The 15,061-nt window shown below is 71.6% G+C and carries 11 protein-coding genes; 9 read left to right on the top strand and 2 right to left on the bottom strand.

Going from position 1 to position 15,061, the window contains the following annotated elements:
* Window positions 1-298 precede the first annotated feature (298 nt).
* The 8 genes from ACWGIH_RS25855 to ACWGIH_RS25890 all read left to right on the top strand — a co-directional run bounded on the left by ACWGIH_RS25855 (window position 299) and on the right by ACWGIH_RS25890 (window position 11,494).
* Window positions 299-1,528: an SLC13 family permease gene (locus ACWGIH_RS25855; protein WP_453691703.1), complete on the top strand. Its 1,230-nt coding sequence runs from the start codon at window positions 299-301 to the stop codon at window positions 1,526-1,528.
* Window positions 1,529-1,675: 147 nt separating this feature from the next.
* Entirely contained in the window at window positions 1,676-3,781 is a 2,106-nt protein-coding gene (locus ACWGIH_RS25860; RefSeq protein WP_453443727.1) for a phosphocholine-specific phospholipase C, read from the top strand.
* 215 nt (window positions 3,782-3,996) lie between these two features.
* Window positions 3,997-6,270: an MMPL family transporter gene (locus ACWGIH_RS25865; RefSeq protein ID WP_453443725.1), complete on the top strand. Its 2,274-nt coding sequence runs from the start codon at window positions 3,997-3,999 to the stop codon at window positions 6,268-6,270.
* Complete coding sequence (locus ACWGIH_RS25870; RefSeq protein WP_453443723.1) at window positions 6,239-6,817, top strand: GNAT family N-acetyltransferase; 579 nt, start codon at window positions 6,239-6,241, stop codon at window positions 6,815-6,817. The genes ACWGIH_RS25865 and ACWGIH_RS25870 overlap by 32 nt, the downstream gene beginning before the upstream one ends.
* Window positions 6,818-6,852: 35 nt before the next feature.
* Entirely contained in the window at window positions 6,853-7,446 is a 594-nt protein-coding gene (locus ACWGIH_RS25875; protein ID WP_453443721.1) for a hypothetical protein, read from the top strand.
* Window positions 7,447-7,741: 295 nt separating this feature from the next.
* Window positions 7,742-7,930, top strand: a complete 189-nt coding sequence (locus tag ACWGIH_RS25880) for a hypothetical protein (protein ID WP_453443720.1) — start codon at window positions 7,742-7,744, stop codon at window positions 7,928-7,930.
* A 125-nt stretch (window positions 7,931-8,055) separates the two neighbouring features.
* Complete coding sequence (locus tag ACWGIH_RS25885; protein WP_453443718.1) at window positions 8,056-11,166, top strand: helix-turn-helix transcriptional regulator; 3,111 nt, start codon at window positions 8,056-8,058, stop codon at window positions 11,164-11,166.
* A gap of 79 nt (window positions 11,167-11,245) precedes the next feature.
* Window positions 11,246-11,494, top strand: a complete 249-nt coding sequence (locus tag ACWGIH_RS25890; RefSeq protein WP_453443717.1) for a DUF6191 domain-containing protein — start codon at window positions 11,246-11,248, stop codon at window positions 11,492-11,494.
* A 2-nt stretch (window positions 11,495-11,496) separates the two neighbouring features.
* On the opposite strand, the gene ACWGIH_RS25895 is transcribed toward ACWGIH_RS25890, so the two are convergent.
* Window positions 11,497-12,675, bottom strand: coding sequence for a PQQ-dependent sugar dehydrogenase (locus ACWGIH_RS25895; protein WP_453443743.1), 1,179 nt, complete (start codon window positions 12,673-12,675; stop codon window positions 11,497-11,499).
* A 169-nt stretch (window positions 12,676-12,844) separates the two neighbouring features.
* Entirely contained in the window at window positions 12,845-13,837 is a 993-nt protein-coding gene (locus ACWGIH_RS25900) for an aldo/keto reductase (RefSeq protein WP_453443715.1), read from the bottom strand.
* 97 nt (window positions 13,838-13,934) lie between these two features.
* On the opposite strand from ACWGIH_RS25900, the gene ACWGIH_RS25905 reads away from it, so the two are divergent.
* Window positions 13,935-14,885, top strand: a complete 951-nt coding sequence (locus ACWGIH_RS25905) for a 2-hydroxyacid dehydrogenase (protein ID WP_453443713.1) — start codon at window positions 13,935-13,937, stop codon at window positions 14,883-14,885.
* Window positions 14,886-15,061 lie beyond the last annotated feature (176 nt).

Genomic DNA, 15,061 nt, shown 5'->3' on the forward strand with positions numbered 1-15,061 from the left:
GCGTTGACCAGGACGTCCAGGCCGCCGAGCGCCTCGACGGCGGCGGCGACGCCGGCCCGTACGGAGGCCTGTCAGATGTGTATAAGAGACAGGCGCCGCCCCGCTTCATGTTCCGGAGGTGCGCACGCCGCGGACGCGGCGAAGTCCGGTGCGATACCGGGCCCCTCAAGGGGCGCGGGGAACTGCGCGACCAGCCCCCACCGGCCCGCGGGCATCGCACCCCCTCGCCACCCCGCCCTCCCGAACGACCGCCCCTCCGGGGGCCACGGAGCACCCCCTGAACACCCTCACCGCCGAGATCCTCTCCGTCGGCCTGCTGCTCGCCGTGCTCGCGTTCGCCGTCATACGGCCCAGGAAGTGGCCCGAGGCCGCCGCCGCGCTGCCCGCCGCCGGGATCGTCGTGGGGCTCGGGGCCGTCTCGCCGGAACACGCGCTCGCGGAGGTGGAGAGCCTCCTGCCCGTGGTGGGTTTCCTGGCCGCCGTGCTGGTGCTCGCCCAACTCTGCGCGGACGACGGGCTCTTCGCCGCCGCCGGGGATCTCGTCGCCCGGATCTGCGGCGGACGACCCCGGGCGCTCCTCGGCGGGGTCTTCGGGGTGGCCGCGGCGATCACCGCCGTGCTCAGCCTCGACGCCACCGTCGTCCTGCTCACGCCGGTCGTCTTCGCCACCGCGGCCCGCGTCGGGGCGAGGCCGCGCCCACACGTCTACGCCACCGCGCATCTCGCCAACTCGGCGTCGCTCCTGCTGCCCGTCTCCAACCTCACCAACCTCCTCGCCCTCACCGCCAGTGGTCTCACCTTCACCCGGTTCGCGTTCCTGATGGCATTGCCGTGGCTGGTCGCGATCGGCATCGAATACGTGGCGTTCAGGCGGTACTTCGAGGCCGACCTGGACGCGGGCGCCGAGGAGCCAGAGGAGGTCGAGCTGACTCCCGTACCGGTCTTCACGCTGGTCGTCCTCGGTCTCACCCTCGCCGGCTTCGTCGTCACCTCGCTGGCCGGAGCCGAACCCCTGTGGGCGGCCCTCGCCGGAGCCGCGGTGCTCGCGGTCCGCGCGCTGCTGCGACGCCGTACGAGCGCCACCGCACTCGTCCGCTCCGCGAGCCCGCTCTTCTGCCTGTTCGTGCTGGCGCTCGGCATCGTCGTCAAGGCGGTCGTCGACAACGGCCTCGGATCCGGGATCGAGTGGATCCTGCCGGACGGCGCCTCGCTGCCCGCCCTGCTCGCGATCGCGGGCCTCGCCGCCGTGCTCGCCAACCTCATCAACAACCTGCCCGCGATCCTCGCCCTGCTGCCCGCCGTCGCCCCCGCGGGCCCGGGACCCGTCCTGGCCGCCCTGATCGGCGTCAACATCGGCCCGAACCTGACGTACGTCGGCTCGCTCGCCACCCTGCTGTGGCGCCGCATCCTGCACGACCACGGCACGGACGCCGACCTGCGGACGTTCACCCTGCTCGGCGTGATGACCGTGCCCCTCACGCTCGCGGCATCGACCCTCGCGCTGTGGGCCGGGCTGCTGATCGGCTGACCGCGCCGGGCCACCCGTACTCAAGCGGCTCCGTTCACGTCGACTTCGTCCCCAAGTCTTCACACGGATACCGGACTTCACTAGCGTCCCGCCGAGTAGGTCAATGGATCAGCGGAGAACCATTGGCCGTCGACTGGAGGTCGTTACGTGTCCCCCGAGATTTCCCGCAGGCGACTGATGGCGGTCGGCGGTGGCGCGGTCGGCGCCGCCGCCGTCGGATCCTTCCTGCCGCCGTCGTTGCAGCTGGCACTGGCGCAGGACCGGCACAAACCCGGCAGCGGCGGGCTCGACTCGATCGAGCACGTCGTCATCCTGATGCAGGAGAACCGGTCCTTCGACCACTACTTCGGCGCCCTGCGCGGCGTACGCGGCTTCGGCGACCGCAACGCCATCCGGCTCCCGAGCGGCACGTCCGTGTTCGAGCAGCCGGGCGCGCTGCGCACCGTCATGCCCTTCCCGGTCCGCGAGGCCGCCGCGGTGCAGAAGAAGGACCTGCAGTACATCGGCGCCCTCGACCACTCCTGGAGCGGCGGCGCCAAGGCCTGGCACGACGGCTGGTCGGACGGCTGGATCACCGCCAAGACCGCGGCGACGATGGCGTACTACACGCGCGACGACATCCCGCTGCACTACGAACTCGCCGACACCTTCACCGTCTGCGACGCCTACCACTCGTCCGTCCACACCTCCACGAGCCCCAACCGCAACCACCTGTGGAGCGGCAAGACGGGCTACGAGGCGAACGGCAAGCGCGCCGTCGGCAACGACGCGTACGACGAGGGCAAGCACCCCGGTTACGACTGGGGGACGTACGCCGAGCGCCTGGAGAAGGCGGGCGTGAGCTGGCAGACGTACACGGAGTGGGAGAACTTCACCGACAACCAGATCGAGTTCTTCACCACCTTCAAGGCCATCGCCCGCAAGGTCCTCGCCAAGACCGGCCTCACCTTCATGGAGGCCTTCTACGCCAAGGTGCGCGACGCCAAGGACGAGGCCGAGCGCGCGAAGCTGCTCGCCACCCTGGAGGAGGGCGTCGCCACCCTCACCAAGGCGGAGAAGTCGCTGTTCGAGCGCGGCCTGCGGCGCGTGCCCACCGGCAAGCTCGCCGAGGAGTTCGCCAAGGACGTCGCCGGCGGCAAGCTGGCCAAGGTCAGCTACCTGGTGCCCTCCGCCCTCGACTCCGAGCACCCCAGCGTCTCCTCGCCGATCCACAGCGCGACCATCGTCTACAAGGTCCTCGACGCCCTCGCCTCGCACCCCGAGGTCTGGCGGCGCACCGCCGTCTTCATCAACTACGACGAGAACGACGGCTTCTTCGACCACGTCCCGCCGCCGGTGCCCGGCACCGACTCGCCCGAGGACCAGGAGGAGCGCTGGGAGGGGAAGCCGACCGGCCTCGGCGTGCGCGTCCCCATGCTCGTCGTCTCGCCCTGGACAGTCGGCGGCTACGTCACGTCCGAGGTCTTCGACCACACCTCCGTCGTGCGCTTCCTGGAGAAGTGGACCGGCGTCCGGGAACCCAACATCAGCGCCTGGCGCCGCAAGGTCACCGGCGACCTCACCGGCGCCTTCGACTTCCGGCGCGGCCACCGGCAGCCCGAGGTCGAGCAGCCCGGCGCCATCCCGGAGTTCAGCGGCCGCTGGTCCCCGCAGCCGCCCCTGAAGCAGTCCATGCCGGTCCAGGAACCGGGCAGCCGCCGCGCCCGCCCGCTGCCCTACCAGCCGGACGCGTACGTGAAGCAGGGGCGCGACGGCGCCCTCTCCGTACAGTTGCGCAACGGCGGCCGCTCCAGCGCGCACTTCGCGCTCTATCCGTACGCAGGCGAGTTCGCGGTCCCGCAGCACCAGGACGTCGTGCGCGAGGGTTCCTGGACGGTGCCGGTGGCCAAGGACGCGTACGCCTTCACGATCACGGGGCCGAACGGCTTCCGGCGTGAGTTCGCGGGCGGCAAGGACGGCGGCGCGCAGCTCGCCTCGGCGATCACCCGCCGCGAGCTCCACGTGACCCTGGCCAACCGCGGCCGCAAGGAGCTCCTCTTCACGGTCAAGCCGCTCGGATACGTGGACGAGGGCGACATCAGGAAGCGGACCAGGGTCGTCCGTGTGAAGGCGGGCAGCAGCCGCACGATCGCCTGGCGGACGGACGACGAGCACGGCTGGTACGACTTCCAGGTCACGACCGCGGGCGAGCCCGTCTTCCGGCGCCGTCTGATGGGGCACATAGAGAACGGACGCGCGAGCGTATCGGGCTGAAGCCCCGGTTCTCCCAGGGTGTGCGAGGTCCCGGTGGGGCCTCGCACACCTTTTGTGCTCTTGTGAGGAAAGCCACGAACCGGACCGACGATCTCCAGATCCTGTCAAAGTGTCCCTGGCGCACATGTCGTCGCTCATGCGTTCTTTGCGGGCTGTTCAGTGCATTCACGACTGTTCCCGATAAAGACCCACGAACCATCCCAGGGAGCCGGTCAGTGGCAGCACTCGCACGGTGGTGTGTGAAGCACCGCCTCCTCGCAGTACTGCTCTGGCTCATCGCCCTCTCGGGGGCCGCGAGCGCCGCGGCGCTCGCCGGATCCGCGTACTCCAACGACTACGAGGTGCCGGGCACCGAATCCGGCCGTGCGACCGAGCTCCTGAACGAGGGCTTCGAGGGTCTCGGTGGCGACAGCAACACCGTCGTCTGGCGGACCGAGGCCGGCACGACGGTGCGCGCCGCCGACATCGAGCAGACGATGACCGACACCCTCGACACGATCGAGAAGATGCCGGCCGTGGCCTCCGTCAGCAGTCCGTACGCGGAGCGCGGCGCCGCACAGATCAGTGACGACGCGCGCATCGCGTACGCCACCGTCACCTTCCACGAGCAGGCCGACGCCATCGACAAGGCGGACGCGCAGGCCCTCGTCGACACCGCGAAGGCCGCCGATTCCGACAGCCTGGACGTCCAGCTCGGCGGCAGCGCCGTCGCCCTCACCGAGTCCAAGAGCGCGCAGACCGCCGAGATCGTCGGGGTCGCCGTCGCCGCCGTGGTGCTCTTCCTCGCCTTCGGCTCGCTCGCCGCCTCGATCCTGCCCATCGCCACAGCGCTGGTGTCCGTCGGCACGGCCTACGCGGGCATCGTGCTCCTCGGGCACGTCATGACCGTCGCCGACTTCGCCCCGATGCTGGGCACCCTGATCGGGCTCGGCGTCGGCATCGACTACGCGCTGTTCATCGTGACCCGCCACCGCAAAGGCCTCAAACAGGGCCTTCCGGTGGCCGTCGCCGCCGAGCGCGCGGTCGCCACCACCGGGCGCGCGGTCGTCTTCGCGGGCGCCACCGTGTGCATCGCGCTGCTCGGCATGCTCATCCTGCGGCTCAGCTTCCTGGGCGGCGTCGCGATCGCGGGATCGCTGACCGTGCTCCTCACGGTCGCCGCGTCGGTGACCCTGCTGCCCGCGCTCCTGTCCTGGATCGGACCGCGCGCGCTGAGCCGCCGCGAACGGCGCGCCCTCGCCGAACACGGCCCGGCCCCGGAGCTGCCCACCGGGCTCGCCGCCCGCTGGTCCGCCTTCGTGGAACGGCACCCGAAGCTGCTCGGCGGCGTCGCCGTCGCCGTGATGGCGCTGCTCGCCCTGCCCACGCTCTCCCTCCACCTGGGCACATCCGACCAGGGCAACAACCCGGCGTCGGCCACCACCCGGCAGGCCTACGACCTGCTCGCGGACGGCTTCGGCCCCGGCGTGAACGGCCCCCTCACACTCGTCACGGACGTCGACGGAGCGGGTGACCGGCTCGCCCTCACCAACCTCGGCGACACACTCGAATCGACCCAGGGCGTCGCCTCCGTCAGCCCCGTCACGTACGGCGCCGACGGCACGGTCGCCCACGTCACCGTCCTACCGGACTCGTCCCCCCAGTCGCAGCGGACCAGCGATCTCGTCGACCGGCTGCGCGACGACGTGATCCCGCGGGCCGAGGCCGACACCTCGCTCGATCTTCAGGTCGGCGGCGTCACGGCGAGCTACGACGACTTCGCGGAGATCATCGTCGGCAAGCTGCCGCTCTTCGTGGGCGTGGTCATCGGCCTCGGCTGTGTCCTGCTCCTTCTCGCCTTCCGGTCCATCGGCATCCCCCTGAAGGCCGCCGCGATGAACGTGGCGGCGGTGGCGTCCGCCTTCGGGGTCGTCGTCGCGATCTTCCAGTGGGGCTGGGGGAGCGAGCTGCTCGGTCTCGGCTCGGCCGGACCGATCGAACCCTTCCTGCCCGTGATCATGGTGTCGGTCCTCTTCGGACTCTCGATGGACTACCAGGTCTTCCTCGTCAGCCGGATGTACGAGGAGTGGCTGGAGACCGGTGACAACCGGCGGGCCGTCCGCGTCGGCCTCGCCGAGACGAGCCGCGTGATCAACTCGGCGGCGGTCATCATGATCTCGGTCTTCCTCGCCTTCGTCCTGAGCGGCGACCGGGTCATCGCGATGTTCGGCATCGGCCTCGCCGCCGCGGTCGCACTCGACGCCTTCGTCCTGCGCACGCTGCTCGTGCCCGCCCTGATGCACATGCTGGGCGGCGCCAACTGGTGGCTGCCGCGCGGCCTCGACCGCCTGCTGCCGCGCATCAGCATCGAGCCCCCGGAATGTCGGTCGAGAACGGCCGTCGTCAGTGCGAGGATCCCGGGACAACGGGACACGCACGACGACCCGGCCGGGGCGCCGGACGGACTGGAGGAGCGGGATGTTCGCGATATCGCTGGGCGAGGGCGCTGAGCTGCGGCCCATCGAGCCGTGGCAGGCGGAGGAGTTCCTCGCGCACGTCGAGCGCGCACGGGAGTACGCGGGGCCGTGGGTGCCCCTGACCGTGCGGACGAAGGACCTCGCGTCGGCCCGGGAGCTGCTCCAGATGTTCGCCGACCGGCAGGCCGCCGACACGGGCCGCCTGTACGGCATCTGGCTGGACGGCACGCTCGTCGGGGGAGTGCTCTTCCGGATCTTCGACACGGCCATGGAGAGCTGCGAGGTGGGCGTCTGGCTCGAGCCTTCGGCCGCCGGGCGCGGTCTGATCACCAGGGCGAGCCGGGTCCTCATCGACTGGGCCGTGGACGAGCGCGGCATGCACCGCGTGGAGTGGCTCGTGTCCACGGCGAACGGCCCCAGCATCGCGGTGGCCAAGCGGCTCGGGATGACCAAGGACGGGGTCCTTCGGGAGTGCTTCCCCTGGCAGGGGGTGCGGCACGACATGGAGGTGTGGTCGGTGCTCGCGCCGGAGTGGCGCAAGGCGCGTGAGCCCGTGGACACCACGGATTCGGCTCGTTAAGAAACCTCTCAGACTCCGTCCGTACGGTGCGGTGCATGGGAACTAAGACACAGGACGAGATCGCGGCCGAGGCGGCCGCGAAGCCCGCAGAGCCGGAGGCCGTGGACACCACGGACGCCAAGGGCGCTGTCACGGTGGAGAAGACCGCCGACGGCGAGGTTCCGGTCGAGGACGGCGTCGAGGACGATGACGCCGATGAGCTCGTCGTGGTGGAAGAGGTCGCTCCGGCCAAGTCCACCGGCGTGTTCCAGGGCGCCGCGGCCGTCGTCGCCGCCGCTCTCGGCGTGATCGGCCTGTCCGGCGGCTGGCTCGGCACGGTCGCCGCGGCGCGCTCGAACATCGTCGGGCAGCTCGAGACCAAGCAGTCGGCGAGCGTCGCCGACCAGATCCAGGCCCTGTACGGCGACTCCTGGCAGGTCACGGCGCTGATCGCCGGCGCCTTCGCGCTCGCCGCGCTGGTCGTCGGGTTCGTCGTCCTGGTCAGGCCCGCGTTCGGTGCGCCCGACCAGGTGCAGGCGCCGTGGATCAAGTCGGTCGCGTGGGCGGGTGTCGCCCTGGGCGTCATCGGCCTGCTGCTGGCCATCGCCAAGTACTCGGACCTGATCTACGGGCTGCCGTCGGCCAGTTGACGGCAGCGCAGTACGTACGAACGCCGGTGGGGCTGAGGATTCAGCCCTACCGGCGTTTTCGGCTCAGGGCACCCTGAGCCGTGGTGGGGCAAGGCCCTAAGGCACCCTCACACCCCCCTAAGGCCCCCCACCCCCTCAAGATGCGGCACTCTCCCGATGTGCCGCCTCTCCCTGGCAGACGAAAGTAAAGGCATCGCAGAACGGGAGCCGCGAACAGCGACTCACGGACCGCGAGGCCGGAAACCGAAGTCAGAGGTCGACGTCGGACCTCGAAGCCAGAAGCCAGGGAGTTCTCATGTTCGAGTACGAAATGCACCAGCTGCGCGCCGCCGACCTCGTCCGCGAGGCCGAACGCCGCCGCCTCCTGCGGGAGGCCCGCGAGGCCAAGGCGGCGGCCCGCGCCGCCCGCCGCTCCGCCCGTCACGGAACCGAGGGGCGGGTGAGCGCGGCCCAGTGGAGGAGCCGCTTCTCCCGGGCCGCGTGATGCGGCCGGCAGCGGCGGCCGGAGGGGCGACCGGCCCGGCGACCGGAGCGTCACCGGGAGCCGCGTCCGCCGCGGCGGTTTCTGCCCTCGGGATATCCGCTGCCACCGAGCACTCACCCTGTGCGATGCTCACCGCTGTGGAGACCAGGTCCGTAAGCCCCGTGTTCGTCGGCCGTTCCGACGAACTGGGCGTACTGAAAGACGCACTCGCCCGTGCCAAGGGGACGACCCCCGGCACGGGCGAGCCGCAGGCTTTGCTGCTCGGCGGCGAGGCCGGCGTCGGCAAGACCCGCCTCATCGAGGAGTTCACCGCGGCGGCCCGCGCCGAAGGCGCCGTCGTCGCCCTCGGCGGCTGCGTCGAGATCGGCGCGGACGGCCTGCCCTTCGCCCCCTTCTCCAGCGCCCTGCGCTCCCTGCGCCGCCAGCTCCCCGACGAGGTGGACGCCGCTGCCGCCGACCAGGAGGGCGAGCTCGCCCGGCTCCTGCCCGAACTCGGCGAGGCACCGCAGCGCCGCCGGGGCACCGACGCCCAGCACGACGAGGAAGGCATGGCCCGCCTCTTCGAGCTGACCGTCCGCCTCCTGGAGCGCCTGGCCACCGACCGCCCCGTGGTGATCGCCCTGGAAGACCTGCACTGGGCCGACGCCTCCACCCGCCACCTCCTCGCCTACCTCTTCCGCACGCTGCGCAGCGGCCGCCTCGTCGTCGTCGCGACGTACCGTGCCGACGACATCCACCGCCGCCACCCGCTGCGCCCGCTCCTGGCCGAGCTCGACCGTCTGCGCACGGTGCGGCGCATCGAACTGTCCCGCTTCAGCAAGGGCGAGGTCGCGCGCCAGATGGCGGGAATCCTCAGCGCCGAGCCCGCGCAGTCCCTGGTGGACGACATCTTCGACCGCTCGGACGGCAACGCCTTCTTCGTCGAGGAACTCGCGGTCGCCTCGCACGGCGGCAGCTGCGCGAGCCTCACGGACTCCCTGCGCGATCTCCTGCTCGTACGTGTCGAGGAACTGCCCGAGGACAGCCAGCGCGTGGCCAGGATCGTCGCCGAGGGCGGCTCGACCGTCGAGTACCCGCTGCTCGCCGCCGTCGCGGGGCTCGCGGAGGACGACCTGATCGAGGCGCTGCGGGCCGCCGTCGGCGCCAACATCCTGCTGCCGTCACCCGACGGCGACGGCTACCGCTTCCGGCACTCCCTGGTGCGTGAGGCCGTGGGCGACGACCTGCTGCCCGGTGAGCGCTCCCGGATCAGCCGCCGCTTCGCCACGGTCCTGGAGGCCGACCCCTCACTCGTCGCCGCCGACCAGCGCGCCGCCCGCCTCGCCAGCTACTGGTACCACGCACACGACGCGGCGAAGGCACTCCCCGCGGTCCTGCGGGCCTCCGTCGAGGCCCGCCGCCGCTACGCGTACTCCGAGCAACTGCGGCTCCTGGAACGGGCGATGGAGCTGTGGGACGACGCCCCCGAGGACATACGCCTCGCACTGCGCCCGCTCGACTACGCCGAGGTCTATCCTCCCTGCGGCTGCGACCCCGCCACGACCCCCCTGCGCTACCTCGACCTCATGGCGGAGGCCGCCGTCGCGGGCCGCCTCTGCGGGGAGCGGGAACGCGCTCTCAAGATCACCAAGCGTGCGCTGCGGCTCCTCGAGGACGAGCAGGACCCCCTGCGCGCCGCCTGGTTCTGGATCCAGCGCTCCCGGCTCACCTCGACGCTCGCCCGCGGCGACGGCTGGGCCGAGATCGCCACCGCGCAGGACCTGGTCCGCGGCCTCCCGCCGTCCGAGGTGCACGCCGAGGTCCTCACCAACGTCGCCTCCTGGGGCATGCTCCACAACCCCGGTGCACAGACCCTGGCCGCGGCCCAACGCGCCGTCGAATACGCCCGGATGGTCAAGGCCGAGGAGATCGAACTCAACGCCCGGCTCATCCTCGGCGGCCTCATGGTCGACGCGGGCGACGTCGAGGACGGGCTCGCCGAGATGTACGCGGTGCGGGACCGCTGCATGGCGCCGCCCGGCCTCGTCTCCCGCATCCCGCACATCCACGTCAACCTGCCGTCCGTGCTCGAAGGCGCGGGCCGCTACCTTGAATCCCTGCAGGTCAGCGACCAGGGCCTCGCGCTCTGCCGGAAATACGGCCTCACGGACACCGAGAGCTGGGTCCAGGTCAACAAGGCGGAGACCCTTGTCTCGCTGGGCCGTTGGGACGAGGCGGTCGAAGCGTCCGAAGCGGCCCGCCGCGGTGCGCTCAGCGTCAAGCCGCGGGGCGGCGCGGCCCTGCAGCTCGCCTCCGTCGCGCTCGGCCGCGGTGACATGGCCGAAGCCGCCGCCCAACTGGCCACGGCCCGCGCCCACTACGGCTCGCACGACCTCATGCCGCAGTACTCCCTGCCCATGGTCACCGCCGCCATCGGCATCGCGGCCGCCGACCCCGACCGCGCGGCCGGTGTCGCCGCTGCCCGCGCCGAACTCGAACGGGCCATGGCCGCCGGCTTCCCGCCCGGAACCCAGCGCTACACCTGGCTCGCGCTGCTCGCCGCCGCCACCTCGGAGGCCGATACGCGCGGCCTGCCCGCCGCCGAGCCCGGCCGGGCCGAGGCCATCGACAGCATCCGCCGGATCGCCAAGAACCTGCCCTCACCCGTGCCGGTCTGGGTCGCGCACGAAAAGTGGGTACGCGCGGAACTCCTGCGCGCCGAGGACCGCGACACCCCCGACGACTGGTCCGCCACGGTCACCGCGTTCGAACCCCTCGGCCGCCCCTACGACGTGGCCCGGGTCCGCCTCCGTCTCGCCGAGTCCCTCCTCGCGACCACCGCGGGGACGGGCACCGAAGCGGATCGCGAGCGTGCCGCCGGGCTGCTGCGACAGGCCCTGAAGACCGCCGAGGGGCTGCGGGCCCGGCCCCTCGCCGACTCCGTCGCCGGGCTCGCCCAGCGTGCCCGCCTCGTCCTGAACGACGACGACCACCACACCGCGAACCCCCACCTCACGCCGGTCGACCCCGCCGAGGCGCTCGGCCTCACCAGCCGGGAGCGTGACGTGCTCCGCCGCGTCGCCGCGGGCCGCAGCAACCGGCAGATCGCCGAGGAGCTCTTCATCTCCCCGAAGACGGCGAGCGTCCACGTCTCCAACATCCTCGCCAAGCTGGGCGTCGCGGGCCGGGGCGAGGCGGCGGCCCTGGCCCACCGCCTGCGCCTGTTCCCCGCGGAACGCGCACAGTCCACGGGCTGACCTGCGCTTTTCCGTCCCCGACGGGTTTCGCGGGCGCTCGCTTACGCTGGAGGGAGGAACCCGGCCGCCAGGAGGCGCAGTGTTCAACCCGATCGAGCTTTTCCAGCCCGGCCGCAAACACACGGACGACGAGCAGAAGCGGCTGGAGCTGAGCCGGGTCGACGTGGCCGACGGCGACCCGAGCCGCGGCCCCATAGACCTGACCTCCGGCAAGGTGGTCGTCAGGGTGCCCCAGCAGCCGACCGACGGACCGACCGAGGGACCGGCCGAAGCAGCCGTTCCCGCCGACGCCGCCGACACGCCCCCGGACACCGGGCACGTGCGTTAGTCCTACTTCACCGTCACCTCGAGAATCTTGTCGTCCCCCTTCTCCGGGGTGCCCCGGGAATCCGTCTCGTTCGTCACCAGCCACAGCTTGTCCTTGCCGGCGGCGACGACCGTGCGCAGACGGCCGTGCTTGCCCTCCAGGAAGGACTGGGGCTCCACGGTGCCGGCCTCCACGCCGCGCACCGGGATGCGCCAGAGGCGCTCGCCGCGCAGGCCCGCCATCCAGACCGACCCCTCGGCGTACGCGATACCGCTGGGGGAGGCGTCCGAGGTCTTCCACTGGGCCACCGGGTCGTTGTAGCCCTCCTCGTCGCCCTTGCCCTCGATCTCCGGCCAGCCGTAGTTGTCGCCCGCCTTGATCTCGTTCAGCTCGTCCCAGGTGTCCTGGCCGAACTCCGCGGCCCAGAGCCGCTTCTCCTCGTCCCAGGCCAGTCCCTGCACGTTCCGGTGGCCGTACGAGTAGACGGGGGAGTCGTCGAAGGGGTTGCCGGGGGCCGGGTCGCCGTCCGCGGTCAGGCGCAGGATCTTGCCGCCCAGCGACTTCTTGTCCTGCGCCAGGCCGGTGTCACCTGTCTCGCCCGTACCCGCGTACAGCATCTTGTCCGGGCCGAAGGCGATCCGGCCGCCGTTGTGGACCACGCCCTTGGGGATGCCCTTAAAAACCGTGTCGGGCGCGCCCAGTTGTTGGCCGGACGGCTTCTTCTCGTCGTACAGCATGCGGCTGATGCGGTTGTCCGACTCGGTGGTGAAGTACGCGTAGACCATGTGATCCGACGCGTACGAGGGAGAGACGGCCAGGCCCATCAGGCCGCCCTCACCCGCGGGGGAGACGCCGGGGACCGAGCCCAGCTCTGTCTTCTTGCCCGTCTCGCCGTCGACGCGGGTGATGGTCCCCTCGTCGCGCGAGGACACCAGCAGGTCCCCGCCCGGCAGCGGTGCGAGTCCCCACGGTGACTTCAGGTTCTCGGTGAGTGTCCTGGTGACCGACGCCGAGCCCTTCTTCGGCGGGGCGTCGCCGGCGCGCGGCTTGCCCGAGGGCGTCGCCTCCGCCGACTTCGCGGGGCTCGACGCGGCGCTCTTGCCGTTGTCCGGCGTGTCCGAGCCCCCGGACGAGCAACCGGCCGTGAGCACGAGGGCGGTGGCAGCCAATGCGGCCGTGACAGCAGGTCGTTGCACGATCAGGTTCCCTTCGACGCAGCGCTTCCCCTGTTCATACACCGCTCGGCCCCCAGAGGTTCCCGACCCGGCTCGACCGATCAGCGGACGCCACCGACTCGCGACCGCATTCGACGCACGGACATCTCCGCGAGGCGGACATCTCCGACGAGCGGACGTCATCGACGAGCGGACGTCACTCCCAGGATCCCATCGCCGACGGCAGTGCCGCGATCTCGGCCAGATCCGCCCCGGTCAGCCGCACCGCCGCCGCCCCCGCGTTCTGCACCGCCCACCGCTCCCGCTTGGCCCCCGGGATCGGCACCACGGCGGGGCCCTGCGCGAGCACCCACGCCAGCGCCACCTGCGCCGGGGTCGCCCCGTGCCGCTCGGCCACCCGGCGCAGGCCCACCACCAGCGGCTGGTTGGCGGCCATCATCTCGGCGGTGAAACGCGGGTGCCGGGCCCGCAGGTCGTCCGGCTCGAAGCCCTGCCCCGGAGTCAGCGTCCCCGTGAGGAAACCGTTCCCCAGCGGCATCGCCGCCAGCAGGCCGACGCCACGCGCCGCGCACCACGGCAGCAGCGTCTCCAGGGCCTCGCGCGACCACACCGAGAGCTCCGCCTCGACCGCGCTGACCGGAAAGACCTGCTGGACGCGCTCCAGCTGCCGGATCGTTCCCTCGTGCAGCCCCCTGCCCTCGCGCCGCGAGGCCCGCGCCCCCACCGCGCACAGCCCCAGCGCCCGCACCTTCCCGGCGGCGACGAGCTCGGCCATCGCGCCCCACGTCTCCTCGACGGGCACCTCGGGATCGGCGCGATGCAGCTGGTACAGGTCGATCGTCTCGGTCTGCAACCGCCGCAGCGACGCGTCGCAGGCCCGCTTCACGTAACCGGGGCGGCCGTTGGCGACGATGTGCTGCTCGCCCACAAGGAGACCGCACTTGGTGGACACGAAGGCCTCGGCCCGCCGCTCCTTCAGGGCCCTGCCCACAAGCAGCTCGTTGGTGAACGGCCCGTACATGTCCGCGGTGTCGAGGAGGGTCGAGCCCTGGTCGAGCGCGGCGTGCACGGTGCGCAGCGACTCCTCGCCCCGCTGCCGTGAGCCGGTGTACGCCCAGCTCATCGGCATGCAGCCGAGACCGACCGCACCCACCTCGAGCGCTGCCGCGCCGATCGTCCTGCGGTCCACCTGGCCGTGCCCTCCCACCTCATGTCCGAGCGGCCCCCAACGTAACCTCTGCCTCCCTCCACGCGGCGTGCGGCCTCCGCGCATTAGCCTCCTGACCATGACGACAGATGTATGGCTCCCCTATGCCGAGGACGAGATCGAAGGCCTGCCCCGGGCGGCCGACGCAGGGATCAACTACCGCTTCTGGGACGGTGGCCCGGACTTCCCCGCGGACCCGGCCGACTGCGCGTTCTACGTGGTGCCCTATCTGAAGGGTCCGGAGATCGCCGTACGGCCGCTGCCGGAGATGACGTCCGTACGCGCCGTACAGACACTCTCCGCGGGCGTCGACCAGATGCGGTCCGGGCTCCGATTCCTCGCGCCCGGCGTGCAGTTGTGCAATGCGAAGGGGGTGCACGAGGCCAGTACGGCAGAGCTGACGCTCGCCCTGGTCCTCGCGTCGCTGCGGGGCATTCCCCGGTTCGTCGAAGGACAGCGGCAGGAGGACTGGCGGTCCGGCTTCTATCCTGCGCTCGCCGACAAGTCGGTGCTCATCGTCGGATACGGGTCGATCGGGTCCGCCATCGAGGACAGGCTCGCCCCCTTCGAGTGCGCGCGGGTGGCGCGCGTCGCGCGCTCTGCCCGTGCCACGGAGCGCGGGCCCGTGCACCCGCTCGCCGAACTGCCGTCGCTGCTGCCCGACGCCGACGTGGTCATCCTCTCCACGCCCCTCACCGACACCACCCGAGGCCTGGTGGGCGCCGACTTCCTGGCCCGCATGAAGGACGGCGCACTGCTCGTGAACGTCGCGCGCGGCCCCGTCGTCGACACCAAGGCGCTCCTGGCCGAACTGGAGAGCGGCCGGATCACCGCCGCCCTCGACGTCACCGAGCCGGAACCGCTGCCCGCAGGTCACCCCCTGTGGCAGGCTCCTGGAGTGCTCATCAGCCCGCATGTGGGCGGATCGACCTCCGCCTTCCAGCCGCGCGCCAAGCGCCTGCTCGCCGCGCAGCTGAGCCGATACGTGGCCGGGGAACCCCTCGGCAACGTCGTCCTGACGACCGAGTAGCCACCAAGCCGCTGTCACTCAGGGACCGTTCGAGCACGCTCCGCACCTGTTTGTGTGCGCCCCGTGTCCACAACACCTCCGACAGTCACGGAGCGTAGAGAAGCTATGTCCCTGAGTGACGAGACTGGTGTATCGTCCCGACAGGGGCTGCGCCGTGGACAGTTCGTCGGCGCCGG

This window comes from Streptomyces sp. NPDC054872 (assembly GCF_053610705.1).